Origin of the sequence: Nocardioides sp. Leaf374 (assembly GCF_916862475.1) — a bacterium.
GTDB classification, from domain to species: Bacteria; Actinomycetota; Actinomycetes; order Propionibacteriales; family Nocardioidaceae; genus Nocardioides; species Nocardioides kribbensis.
Window position 1 is genome coordinate 1 of sequence record NZ_CAKASO010000007.1, and the last position, 12504, is coordinate 12504.

At 75.7% G+C, this 12504-nt stretch carries 11 protein-coding genes and 1 pseudogene; 11 read left to right on the plus strand and 1 reads right to left on the minus strand.

Annotated elements, in window-relative coordinates; translation table 11 throughout:
- From LPA27_RS04885 to LPA27_RS04935, 11 genes and pseudogenes are all read left to right on the plus strand, one after another.
- A pseudogene (locus tag LPA27_RS04885) lies at positions 1-924 on the plus strand (hypothetical protein); the annotation flags it as partial.
- Between the two features lie 8 nt (positions 925-932).
- Positions 933-3446, plus strand: coding sequence for an FHA domain-containing protein (locus LPA27_RS04890; protein WP_228941711.1), 2514 nt, complete (start codon positions 933-935; stop codon positions 3444-3446).
- Between the two features lie 166 nt (positions 3447-3612).
- Positions 3613-4299, plus strand: a complete 687-nt coding sequence (locus tag LPA27_RS04895; protein ID WP_056863790.1) for a 50S ribosomal protein L25/general stress protein Ctc — start codon at positions 3613-3615, stop codon at positions 4297-4299.
- On the plus strand, positions 4296-4892 hold the full coding sequence (gene pth, locus LPA27_RS04900; RefSeq protein ID WP_228941712.1) for an aminoacyl-tRNA hydrolase: 597 nt from the start codon (positions 4296-4298) through the stop codon (positions 4890-4892). The genes LPA27_RS04895 and pth overlap by 4 nt, the downstream gene beginning before the upstream one ends.
- Before the next feature lie 25 nt (positions 4893-4917).
- Positions 4918-5709: a 3'(2'),5'-bisphosphate nucleotidase CysQ gene (locus LPA27_RS04905; protein WP_056863792.1), complete on the plus strand. Its 792-nt coding sequence runs from the start codon at positions 4918-4920 to the stop codon at positions 5707-5709.
- The gene (locus LPA27_RS04910; protein WP_228941713.1) at positions 5706-6329 is read left to right on the plus strand and encodes an HAD family hydrolase; all 624 of its coding nucleotides are present in this window, start codon (positions 5706-5708) and stop codon (positions 6327-6329) included. Before LPA27_RS04905 ends, LPA27_RS04910 begins: the two co-directional genes overlap by 4 nt.
- A gap of 24 nt (positions 6330-6353) precedes the next feature.
- The gene (locus tag LPA27_RS04915; protein WP_056863794.1) at positions 6354-6761 is read left to right on the plus strand and encodes a VOC family protein; all 408 of its coding nucleotides are present in this window, start codon (positions 6354-6356) and stop codon (positions 6759-6761) included.
- Between the two features lie 111 nt (positions 6762-6872).
- On the plus strand, positions 6873-7601 hold the full coding sequence (locus LPA27_RS04920; protein WP_228941714.1) for a lytic murein transglycosylase: 729 nt from the start codon (positions 6873-6875) through the stop codon (positions 7599-7601).
- Positions 7602-7654: 53 nt separating this feature from the next.
- On the plus strand, positions 7655-8335 hold the full coding sequence (locus LPA27_RS04925) for a GTP pyrophosphokinase (RefSeq protein ID WP_228941715.1): 681 nt from the start codon (positions 7655-7657) through the stop codon (positions 8333-8335).
- 42 nt (positions 8336-8377) lie between these two features.
- The gene (locus LPA27_RS04930) at positions 8378-10063 is read left to right on the plus strand and encodes an ABC-F family ATP-binding cassette domain-containing protein (RefSeq protein WP_228941716.1); all 1686 of its coding nucleotides are present in this window, start codon (positions 8378-8380) and stop codon (positions 10061-10063) included.
- Complete coding sequence (locus LPA27_RS04935; RefSeq protein ID WP_056863797.1) at positions 10060-11124, plus strand: GNAT family N-acetyltransferase; 1065 nt, start codon at positions 10060-10062, stop codon at positions 11122-11124. The genes LPA27_RS04930 and LPA27_RS04935 overlap by 4 nt, the downstream gene beginning before the upstream one ends.
- Positions 11125-11157: 33 nt before the next feature.
- Here the strand turns inward: LPA27_RS04935 and LPA27_RS04940 are convergent, their stop codons facing one another.
- A complete protein-coding gene (locus tag LPA27_RS04940; RefSeq protein WP_228941717.1) occupies positions 11158-12438 on the minus strand; it encodes a S1C family serine protease in 1281 nt (426 codons plus the stop codon).
- Positions 12439-12504 lie beyond the last annotated feature (66 nt).

Here is a 12504-nt window from a genome sequence, read left to right on the forward strand (position 1 = left end):
GGCGAGGCCAACTTCTCCGACCACGCACGCCACGCGCCCCTCGGCCAGGGCCAGGTGGCGCTCGCCGCGGCGGCGGCCGTGACCCTGGGCGTCGTCACCGCGGGCGCCGACGACGGCGGCGGCGACGCACCGGAGGTGCCCGTCGGCGTGGCCGCCGAGGCCTCCCTCGACGGCGACCCGCTGCCGACGGGGCTGAGCATCGACCGCGAGGCCAGCTACGACCCGGCCTCCTCCACCGTGGAGCTCACCGTGACCTACTCCGCGGGCGGCTCGCCGCTCACGGGGCCCTTCCTCGAGGTGCTGCCGGCCGCCGACGGCGGCGAGTGCCCCGGGTCGATCTCCTGGTCGGGCGCGCAGGCGCGCGCCAACAACGTCGCCGACACCGGCGTGCTGGCCGACTGCGGCTGGGCCGTCGACGTCGGGCAGGTGCCCGCGCGCGGTGAGGTGGCCGTGACCGCGCGACTGCCGCTGGAGCTGGGCGTCGACAGCGAGGAGGAGCTCCAGGGCTGGCTCGAGGGCGCGGCCGAGGCGGGGGAGACCGCTCTGGCCCGCCAGACCAGCGACGACGCCTACCCGGTGCAGCGGCTGCGCGGCGTCGAGGTCGACGTCGCGCCCCGCGTCGACCTGCGCACCGCCGGCGGCGCGCCGGTGCAGTACACGCTCTACCCGCTGTGGGGAGGCGAGCCCGACCTGGCCCGGCCGCTCCTGGCCGCCCCCGTGACGGGCTCGGCCACCGGCGTGCTGACCGCGGTGGCCGGCGGCCTCGACGGCGTCGAGCTGGAGGGCTGCAGCGCGCTGCGCTTCTCCGGCGACGGGCTCACCGTGGTGGCCTCCTTCACCGGGCCGTGCTTCCTGCGGGCCCAGGTCGGGGAGCTGAGGGTGAGCCCCCGGGCCCGCTTCAGCGTCGAGTCGCGCGGGAGCTGACCCGCCCCGTGCGCGTCACCGTCACGCTGCAGACCCCCGCGCGGGCCCTCGACGTGCTCGTCGACTGCGACGAGTCCGGCCCCGCCGCCGAGCTCGAGCGTCGGCTGCGCGCCCTCGCCGGGGCCCCCGACGCACCCATGGTCGTGCCGCGCGGGGGACCCACCACGCTCGACGGTGGCATCCCCACCGGACGCGGCACCGTCGCCGACCTCGGCCTCCTCGACGGCAGCCGGATCGGCTTCCTCGGCGCCGACGTCTCGCCTCCCCGGCTGGGCCGCGGTCTCCAGCTGCACGTCGTGAGCGGGCCCGACAGCGGCGCGGTCCTCCCGCTGCCGGCGGGCACGCACGAGATCGGCCGCAGCGGCGCGCTCTCCTGGGCCGACCACTCGCTCTCGCGGCGCCACTGCCGGGTGGGGGTCACCTCGGTGGCCGTCACCGTGACCGACCTGGGCTCGAGCAACGGCACCGCCATCGACGGACGGGCCTGCCCACCACAGGTGCCCGTGTCGTGGCGCCAGGGCGAGTCGCTGGAGGTGGGCGACTCGCTGTGCGAGCTGCGCGTCGGTGCGGCGGCGGCCGCCCTGACCGAGCCGGCCGCGCCCGGCTGGCTCAGGCTCCAGCGGCCCCCGCGCGTGCGGGGCGCCGCCCACCCGCTCGTCATCGACCTCCCCCCGGCCCCGCGGGGCCGGGGGTGGCGGGGAGGGCGCGCCGGGCCCAGCGACCTCGGCGACGACGTGCGGCGGCTGCTGCGCGAGGCCGTGCTGCAGGAGCAGAAGGAGGCCCGCGGGCTGCTGCCCGACCCGGCGAGCACGGTGGCCACGGTGCTGCAGCACGGTCGGCGGCTGTGGGAGCGGCGTCCCGAGGACGACGACTTCCTCGTGCTGCGCGTGGGCACCGGCCCGCGACCGGCCGGCATGGAGCTGCGCGGCGGCACCCCCGCCGACCGGCCCTGGCTGCGCGACGTGCCGGTGGCGGTGTCCCTGCGCGGGACCCCGGTGCTCGGGGTGGCCGGTCCCGGCGCCGTCGGCGACGCCGTGCTGCGCTGGCTGCTGCTGCAGCTGTGCGCCGCCCACGCTCCCGGCGACCTCGGCCTCACCGTGCTGAGCACCCGCGCCGACGAGGCCTGGTCGTGGCTGCGGTGGCTGCCGCACCTGCGGCCCGCCGGTCCCGCGAGCGGGGCGGCGCGGGTGGGGGGCGACCCCAGCGGCCACCAGGCCCGCCTCGGCGACCTGCTGGCGACCGTGCGCCGGCGCCGTGCCGGTGAGCGCGGGGCGGCCCACGTCGTGGTCGTCCACGGCCACCGCGCCCTCGCCGACGCCCCGGGCGGGTCGGCCGCGCTGACCGAGCTGCTGCGCGACGGACCGTCCGTCGGTGTCCACGCCGTCTGTGTCGACGAGCGCGAGGCCGACCTCCCCGAGCGCTGCTCGGCGACCCTGCTCGTCGACGCGGCCCAGCCGTCGTACGCCGCCCTGGCCCGCAGCGGCCAGGAGCGGCTGCCGCGCGTGCGCCTGGAGGGCGTGGCCCCGGCGCTGGTCGACCGCGCCGCCCGGCGCCTCTCGCCGGTGCTCGACCCGGTCACGGGCCCGCTCCTGCCCGAGCGGGTGCGCCTGCGCGACCTGCTGCCCGCCGACGCCCTCGGCGAGGCCGCCCTGGCCCGGGCGTGGGACGAGCACGACCGGGGCGACGCCGCCGGCGCGGTGCCGGTCGGGGTCGGCGGCGACGGCCCGGTGGACCTCGACCCGCTGGCACCCGGCGCCCACACGGTCGTGGCCGGGCTCCCCGGCACGGGGCGCACCGCGGCGCTGCTGACGATGGCGGGCGCCGCGACGCTCTCCCGCTCACCCGACGCCCTCGCCGTCGTGCTCGTCGACGGGGGAGCCGCCGCACCCGGGCGGGCGCCGCTCGCCGGACTCGCGGCGCTGGCCGGGCTCCCGCACGCGCGACCCGCCGACGTCGCCGCGGGGGAGGGCCCGGTGCGCGCCGCGGAGGCCGCCCTGCGCACCGCCCGGGAGGTCCTCGTGGTGGTCGACGACCTCGACCTGCTGGAGTCGGCCTCGCCCGGCACGGCCGAGGCGCTGGCCTGGCTGGCCGGCCGCGACCCCCGGCTGCACCTGCTGGCGGCGACCGGTCGACCCCGCGCGGTGCCCGCTGCGGTGCGCTCGGTGGTGACGCGTCGCGTCGCGCTGCGCCTCGACGAGGAGGGCAGCCTCGACCTGCTCGGCACGACCGCGGCCGCGGCCCTCCCGGCCGCGGTGCCGGGTCGCGCCCTCGTCGCCGGCGCGGGCGCCGGGGAGGCCCGCGACGAGGTGGCCGTGCAGCTGGCCTGGGTGGGCGGTCAGCCCCCGGGCGCTGCGGCGGTCACCGCCGTGGTGCACGTGCAGCCGCTGGACTGGTGGGGGCTGGGCCGGCCCGTGCCCGACCCGCCGCGGACGGACGCGACGCCCGTGCGCACCGACCTCGACGACCTCGTCGACGCCGTCGACGCCGCGGCGCGATTCGTGGGTGGCCGGGAGCCGGGCTAGACTGCTGCGGTTGCCTCGGCGAGGGACGGTCTGGAGACAGACCTCCGTGATCGACGCGGTCGGCTGCCTCATCGCGCCGTGCTGTGCGTCTCGGTCCCGTCCTCCGGGCGACCACACGCACGCACCACCTCCACACCGCACGAGCCGACCGCACAGGAGAAGCAGCATGTCTGCCGAGAAGATCACCGCCGAGTCCCGCACCGAGTTCGGCAAGGGCGCCGCCCGCCGCATCCGCCGCGAGGACAAGGTCCCCGCCGTCGTCTACGGCCACGGCATGGACCCCCAGCACATCACGCTGCCGGGCCACGAGACCATGATGGCGCTCAAGCACGGCGGCGCCAACGCGCTGCTCGAGCTCTCGATCGACGGCAAGACCCAGCTCGCGCTCACCCGCGAGGTGCAGATCGACCCGATCAAGCGCCACCTCGAGCACATCGACTTCGTCGCCGTCACCAAGGGCGAGAAGGTCACCGTGCAGGTGCCCGTCACCATCGTCGGCGAGGCCGGCCCCGACACCCTGGTCGTCACCGACACCACCGAGATCGAGCTCGAGGCCGAGGCCACCAACATCCCCGAGACCATCGAGGTCTCCGTGGAGGGCCTGCCCGCCGGCACCCAGATCCTCGCCTCCGAGCTCACCCTCCCCTCGGGCTCGACCCTGCTCCTCGACGGCGAGACGCTGGTCGTCAACGTCACCGAGCAGATCAGCGCCGAGGCCCTCGAGGCCGAGCTGGAGGAGGCCGAGGCCGAGGCCGGCATCGAGCGCGAGGAGTCCGACGAGGAGCAGGCCGAGGCCGAGGCCGCCGAGGGCGACTCCGCCGAGGGCTCCGAGGACTCCTCCTCCGAGGAGTGAGCGAGACCTCCGAGGTCTGGCTGGTCGTCGGGCTGGGCAACCCCGGCCCGACGTACTCCGGTCACCGCCACAACATCGGCTACCTCGTCAACGACGAGCTGGCCCGTCGCATGGGTGCGTCCTTCCGGGCGCACAAGACCGGGCGCGCCGACGTCGTCGAGGGACGACTCGGTGCGCCCGGCACCCCGGCGCCGCGCGTCGTGCTCGCCCGGCCGCGCTCCTACATGAACGAGGTGGGCGGCCCGGTCAAGGCGCTCGCGTCCTTCTACAAGGTCGCTCCGGCGCGCATCGTGGCCGTCCACGACGAGCTCGACATCGCCTTCGACACGATGCGGGTCAAGCTGGGCGGTGGCGACAACGGCCACAACGGCCTGAAGTCGATGCGCTCCTCGCTGGGCACCGGCGACTTCCACCGCGTGCGGGTCGGGATCGGCCGGCCCCCGGGCCGCCAGGACGTCGCCGACTTCGTGCTGTCGAACTACTCGACCGCGGAGCGCAAGGTCCTGCCCTTCGGCGTCGACCTGGCCGCCGACGCGGTCGAGAGCCTGGTCACCGAGGGCCTCGAGCGCACCCAGCAGCGGTTCAACTCCTGAGGCGGGCCCCGGTAGGGTCGCGGCCGTGACCTTCGACCCCGGTACCCCGCCCGCCGCCTCCGCCACCGACGACCACGTGCTCGCCACCTGGCTGGCCGAGGTGGCGGGACGCCGCCTCCTCCAGGTCCGCCAGGAGGGCCTTGAGGGCCGCGAGCTCAAGGACGCCGGCGACCGGGCGGCCCACGAGCTGCTGATGGGCCTGCTCGCCGAGCTGCGCCCCGGCGACGCCGTGCTCTCCGAGGAGGGCAAGGACGACAAGGCCCGCCTCGAGGCCGACCGGGTCTGGATCGTCGACCCGCTCGACGGCACCCGCGAGTTCTCCGAGCCCCCGCGCGACGACTGGGCCGTGCACGTGGCCCTGTGGGAGCGCTCCGCCGACGGCGGCGACCTGACCGCCGGCGCGGTCGCCCAGCCCGTGCTGGGGGAGACCTTCACCACCGGCGAGGCCCCCGCCGTGCCCGCCTCGAGCTCCGAGCGGCCCCGCATCGCGGTCTCGCGCAGCCGCCCGCCGGCCTTCGTGCAGGCCCTGGCCGAGGAGATCGGCGCCGAGCTCGTGCCGATGGGCTCGGCCGGGGTGAAGATGATGTCGGTCGTGCGCGACGTGGCCGACGCCTACGTCCACGCCGGCGGGCAGTACGAGTGGGACTCCGCCGCCCCGGTCGCCGTGGCGCGGGCCGCGGGGCTGTTCACCTCCCGCGTCGACGGCAGCCCGCTGGTCTACAACCAGGACGACGTCTACCTGCCCGACGTCGTCGTGTGCCGCCCCGAGCTGTCCGAGCGGATCCTGGCCTTCATCGCCGCCCACGGCACCGAGTGAGGCCGCAGCACGTCCTGTGGGACGCCGACGGCGTCCTCCAGTCGCTGCCGGGCGGCTGGGAGCGCGCCGCCGCGCCCTGGCTGGGTGAGCGCGACGAGGCCTCCGAGGCCCTGCTGCGCGAGGCCGTGGCGGTGGAGCGCGAGGCGCTGGTCGGGCGCAGCGACTTCCTCGCCGACCTCGCAGGCGTCCTGGAGCGCCACGGCGTCGACGTGCCCGCCCGCGACCTCCACGCCGCCATCTGGTTGGCCACCGAGCCCGACGCCGCCTCGTGGGCCGTGGTGGAGCGGGTCCGCGCCGCGGGCCACGGCGTCCACCTGGGCACCAACCAGGAGGCCCACCGTGCCGCCCACATGCGCACGGTGCTGGGCTACGACGAGCGCTTCGACGTCAGCGTCTACTCCTGCGACCTCGGCGTGGCCAAGCCCGACCCGGCCTACTTCGAGCGGGCGGTCGCGATGATCGGTGCCGACCCCGACGACGTGGTCTTCGTCGACGACCGCGCCGACAACGTCGCGTCCGCGTGCGGGGTCGGCCTGCGCGGGGTGCACTGGACCATCGCCGAGGGCCACGAGCGACTCGTCTCGCTGCTGCACGGCGCCGGCATCTCGCTCGCCGACTGAGACGGCGGCTGCCATCCTGGGCGGGTGACCGCCTTCGTCTCCCACACCAGCGTCGACTGCGCCGACGCGTACGCCCTCTCCGAGTGGTGGAAGCCCGTGCTGGGTTACGTCGACCTCGAGGGCGACCCCAACCTGCCCGGCCACGAGGAGTGCATGATCCGCGACCCCGGCAGCGGGCACCGGCTGCTCTTCATCGAGGTGCCCGACGTCCGCCGGGTCAAGAACCGGTTGCACCTCGACCTGCGCCCCCGCTCGGCCACCCGCGAGGCGGAGCTGGGGACGCTGCTCGCCCACGGCGCCACGGTCGTCGCCGACCGTCGGGGCATCCACGGCCCGGGCAGCGGGTGGGTCGTGCTGGCCGATCCCGAGGGCAACGAGTTCTGCCTCCTGCGCAGCCTCGCCGAGCTCGACGACGAGGCGGGCCCGGCCTGACCGGTCGGCGGCGTCCCGGCGGGTGCTGAGCGCCGTCGGGGCCGAGTCGGTCCATGATGGTCCCGTGAACCTCCCCGTGCCCGGCTGCGCCCTCGCGCGCCGCCGTCGCGGGTGAGCCGCCCGCCCCGGGCGGTGGTGCGACTGGCGGGACTGCTCGCCGTCGTGTGCCTGCTCGCCCTCGCCGCCTCGCGCCTCTACGCCCCCGAGCGGGTGCTCGACCTGACGCCGGGCGCCGACTACGTCGCCGCGCCCACCCCGCCGGAGCGTGCCCGCTCGGCCGGGCAGCTCGTCGAGCAGCGCTGGCTGACCCGCACGGCGCGGGCCACCGGCATCCCGGTGCCCGCCCTGCGCGCCTACGCCGACGCCCAGCTCTCCGACCCCGGCTGCCGGGTCGGCTGGACCACCCTGGCCGGCATCGGCTGGGTGGAGTCGCAGCACGGCACGCTCGGCGGTCGCACTCTCGGCGCCGACGGGCGCTCCTCGAGCACGATCCTCGGCCCGGCGCTCGACGGGTCGGGCGAGTTCGCGGCCATCCGCGCCACCGGCGGGTCGGCGCGCTGGCACGGCGACGCCGTGTGGGAGCACGCCGTGGGGCCGATGCAGTTCCTGCCGACCACGTGGGAGCCGTGGGGGGCCGACGGCGACGGCGACGGCGCAGCCGACCCCCGCGACCTCGACGACGCCACGCTCGGGGCGGCGCGCTACCTGTGCGCGGCGGGCGAGGACCTCTCCGCCCTGGGGTCCTGGGAGGCGGCGGTGCTGACCTACAACCCCTCGCGCGAGTACGTCGACGCCGTGCACGCCGCCGCGTCGGCGTACGCCCGGGACGCCGGGGCCTGAGCCCGGGCCGGAGCCTGAGAGCCGTCACAGGCGGGCGCCCTAGAGTGACCGCCATGGTCGCGGAGTCGTGGGAGGAGCTGCTGGGCGAGCCCGGTCAGGACTTCCGCCGGTTCATGCTGGAGTACAAGTTCGGCATGGAGGAGATCGTCACCAAGCTCGAGATCCTGCGCGACGAGTTCGCCCACCTGCACGACTACAACCCCATCGAGAACGTCTCCTCCCGGCTCAAGTCGCCGGCCAGCCTGGCCGAGAAGATGCGCCGCAAGGGGTGCGACGACGGGTCCCTGGACTCGATCCGGCGCACGGTCACCGACGTCGCCGGCGTCCGCGTGACCTGCAGCTTCCTCTCCGACGTGCGCCGGGTCTCCGACCTGCTGGCCGAGCACCGCGACCTGACCGTGCTGGAGGTGCGCGACTACATCACCACGCCCAAGGCCAACGGCTACCGCTCGCTGCACGCGCTGCTCGAGGTGCCGGTGTTCCTCTCCGGGGGCCCGGTGCCGGTGGTCGTCGAGGTGCAGTTCCGCACCATCGCGATGGACTTCTGGGCCAGCCTGGAGCACAAGATCTTCTACAAGTACCGCCAGGACGTGCCGCGGGAGCTCCTGGACGGTCTCGCCGAGGCCGCCGAGACCTCCTACGCCCTCGACGCGACGATGGAGCGGCTGCACCACGAGGTCAGGGGGCACGAGGCCGGGGGGCGCGAGGCCGGGGGGCACGAGGCCGGGCGCTAAAGAAGGTGCCCCGCGGCCGCGTGTGCCGGACAATGGCTCGTCGTGGGTCACGTGGATGTCGCCGGGGTGCGCTACGAGCTGCCGGACGGGCGGGTGCTGCTCGACGACGTGTCGTTCCGGGTGGGCGAGGGGGCCAAGGTCGCGCTCGTCGGCGCCAACGGCGCGGGCAAGACGACGCTGCTGCGCCTCATCACCGGCGACCTGGTGCCCCACGCCGGGGTCGTGACCCGCTCCGGCGGTCTCGGCGTGATGCGCCAGATGGTCGGCAAGGACCTCGGCGAGGCCCCCACGGTGGCCGACCTGCTGCTCAGCGTGTCGAGCCCCCGCGTGCGCGCGGCCGCCGCCGAGGTCGACCGCCTCGAGCTGGCGCTGATGGAGAGCGACGACGAGGCCACGCAGATGGCCTACGCCACGGCGCTGGGGGAGTACGCCGACGCCGGGGGCTACGACGCCGAGGTCACCTGGGACGTCTGCACCACCGCGGCGCTGGCCGTGCCCTTCGACCGCGCGAAGTACCGCGAGCTCGCGACCCTCTCCGGCGGGGAGCAGAAGCGCCTCGTGCTCGAGCTGCTAATGCGCGGGCCCGACCAGGTGCTGCTGCTCGACGAGCCCGACAACTACCTCGACGTGCCGGGCAAGATCTGGCTCGAGCAGCGCATCCGCGAGTCCGACAAGACGATCCTCATGATCAGCCACGACCGCGAGCTGCTCGACAACACCGCCACCCGCGTCGTGACCGTCGAGCTGGGCGCCGCCGGCAACACGGTGTGGACCCACCCGGGGGGCTTCTCCTCCTACCACCAGGCACGCAAGGACCGGTTCCTGCGCTTCGAGGAGCTGCGCCGCCGCTGGGACGAGGAGCACGCCAAGCTCAAGGCGCTCGTGCTGCGCTACAAGATCAAGGCGGAGTACAACGACGGCCTGGCCTCGCAGTACCGCGCGGCACAGACCCGGCTGCGCAAGTTCGAGGAGGCCGGGCCGCCGGCCGACCAGCCCCGCGAGCAGCAGGTCACCATGCGGCTCAAGGGTGGTCGCACCGGCAAGCGGGCCGTGGTCTGCGAGGGCCTGGAGCTCTCCGGCCTGATGCGCCCCTTCGACCTGGAGGTCTGGTACGGCGAGCGCGTGGCCGTGCTCGGCTCCAACGGCTCGGGCAAGTCGCACTTCCTGCGCCTGCTGGCCGCGGGCGGCACCGACCCCGACGTCGAGCACCGCCCGGTGGGCGACGTGGTCATCGAGCCCGTGCGCCACCGGGGGCTGGCCCGCCTGGGTGCGCGCGTGCGGCCGGGCTGGTTCGTGCAGACCCACGACCATCCCGAGCTGGTCGGGCGCACGCTCGTGGAGGTGCTGCACCGCGGTGACGAGCGCCGCGCGGGCATGGGGCGCGAGCAGGCCGCCCGGGTGCTCGACCGCTACGAGCTGGCCCACGCCGCGGAGCAGCGCTTCGAGTCGCTCTCCGGCGGGCAGCAGGCCCGCTTCCAGATCCTGCTGCTCGAGCTCTCCGGCGCCACGCTGCTGCTGCTCGACGAGCCCACCGACAACCTCGACGTGCAGTCGGCCGAGGCGCTGGAGGAGGGGCTGGAGGCCTTCGAGGGCACGGTGCTGGCCGTCACCCACGACCGCTGGTTCGCGCGCGGCTTCGACCGGTTCCTGGTCTACGGCGCCGACGGCGACGTCTACGAGTCCGACGGGCCGGTGTGGGACGAGGGACGCGTGGAGCGCGCCCGGTGAGCGAGGGCGCGGCGGCGGGCGCGCTGACGGTGGTGGAGGTCGACCCCTTCGACCCGGGGTCCTTCGACCCGTGGCACGCGACCTACGAGGCCGCCCAGCGCCACGGGCACGAGGAGCTCGCGACGCCGTGGAGGCGCGAGGAGCTGCGCCTGCAGCTGCAGGGTCAGGTGGAGGGCGCGAGCCGGACCCGGCGCGCGAGCGCCTACGCCGGGGTGGTGGGCGACCAGGTGGTGGCCGCGGGGTGGATCGGTGCGAGCCTGCGCGACAACCGCGACACCGCCGAGGTCGAGGTGGGCACCGCGCCGGCGCACCAGCGCCGCGGCCACGGCTCCGCGGTGCTCGAGCACCTGCTCGGGGTCGCGCGCGAGCGAGGGCGCGACGTCGTGCAGGCCCGGACCTGGTGGCCCGCGGGGGCGCCGGACCACGGGGCCGCCGAAGCGGGGCCGGCGTTCCTGCGCCGCCACGGCTTCGAGCTCGGGCTGGTGGAGGTGCTGCGCACGCTCGAGCTGCCCGTCGACCCCGAGCTCCTCGCCGGACTGGCCGCGCGGGCCGCCTCGCACCACGACGGCTACGCCCTGCGCTCCTTCGTGGGTCCCGTGCCCCAGGAGCTGCTGCGGGGGTGGGCCGAGGCGAGCGCCAGCGTGGAGTCCGACGCCCCGACCGGCGACCTCGACCGCGAGCCCGAGACCGCCGACCCCGCCGGGGTGCGCGAGGCCGAGGAGGTGCAGCGCCGTCAGGGCCGCACGAGGATCGGCACCGTCGCGCTCGACGCCGACGGCGAGGTGGTGGCCTACACCGACCTGGTCACCGGCCGTCACGAGCCGGGCCGGGCCTTCCAGTGGGGCACCCTGGTGCGGCGGGAGCACCGGGGCCACCGGCTCGGGCTGGCGGTCAAGACGGCCAACCTGCGGCTCCTGCAGTCCACCGACCCCTCCGTGCGCCGCGTGCTGACCTGGAACGCCGACGTCAACGCACCGATGGTGGCGGTCAACGACGCCCTGGGCTTCCACGCGGCCGAGGGAGCCGGCGCCTTCCAGCGCCGACTCCCTCGTGACGACTGACCCCGTGGTGACCGTCCTCCGGTCGCGCCGGGGTCAGGAGGTGGTGGCGTCGGAGTCGAGCTCGAGGTCGGTGGTCTGCTCCTCGCCGTCGCGCACGTAGGTCACGGTGACGGTGTCGCCGGGGCGGTAGGAGCGGATGGTGGCGATGAGCGAGTCGGAGCCCGAGATCGCGGTGTCGTCGATGCGGGTGATCACGTCGCCGGCCTGCAGTCCCGCGTCGCCGGCGGTCGAGCCGTCGCCGATCTCCTGCACCTGGGCGCCGTCGACGACGGCCGCGGTCGAGCCACCCTCGGCGCGCACGTCGCTCACGGTGATGCCGAGCCGCGCGTGGGTGGGCGTCTCGCCGTCGACCATCTGCTCCACGATCGGCATGACCTCGTCGATCGGGATCGCGAACCCGAGGCCGATCGAGCCGCCCTCGGCGGTCTCGCCGAAGGGCGAGGTCGAGCCGTTGCCGGCGGTGCGGATGGAGGAGTTGATGCCGACGACGTGGCCGTACATGTCGACCAGCGGGCCGCCGCTGTTGCCGGGGTTGATGGCCGCGTCGGTCTGCACGGCGGGGTAGGCGGTGGTGTTGCCCTCGCTGTCGGAGCCGACGTCGACCGGGCGGTCCAGCGCGCTCACGATGCCGCTGGTGACGGTGGCGTCGAGGCCGTAGGGCGAGCCGATGGCCACGACGCCCTGTCCGACCTGGAGGTCGTCGGAGGAGCCGATGGTGGCGGGGGTCAGGCCGCTGACGTCCTGGGCCTGGATCACGGCGGTGTCGGTGAGCGGGTCGGTGCCGACGATCTCGGCGAGGGCCGTCGAACCGTCGTTGAAGTCGACCTGGATGGTGCCCGAGTCGCCGGCCACCTCGACCACGTGGTTGTTGGTGAGGATCTGGCCGTCGGAGGAGAGCACGATGCCGGAGCCGGAGCCGGACTCCTGGGCACCCTGCACCTCGATCTTGACCACCGAGGGCAGCACCTCCTGGGCCACCTGCTGCACCGTGCCCTGCTCGCCGGGGTCCTCGGGGGTGTCGACGACCTGCGAGGTGGTGCTCGCCGTCGAGGCCCCGGACGCCGACCCGCCCGTGGCGTCGTCGCTGAGCGAGGACCAGACCGCCGCACCGCCGACCCCGGCGCCGCCGCCCACGACGAGCGCGGCGGTGAGCAGGCCCGCCGCGAACACGGTGCGCCCACGCCGCGGCCGCTCGGCCACGGCCGTCGACCCGGCGTACGGCGGGGGCGGCGGCGGGCCGGCCGGGGCGGGCCAGGCCGGCTGGTCGGAGCGGGTGGGGCCGGCGGGCTGCTCGTCGCGAGGGAAGTCGTTCATGGTGACGACTGTGCTCAGCCACCCTGTGACCAGGCTGAGACGGCCCTGTTGGCGGGGGAAGAAGCC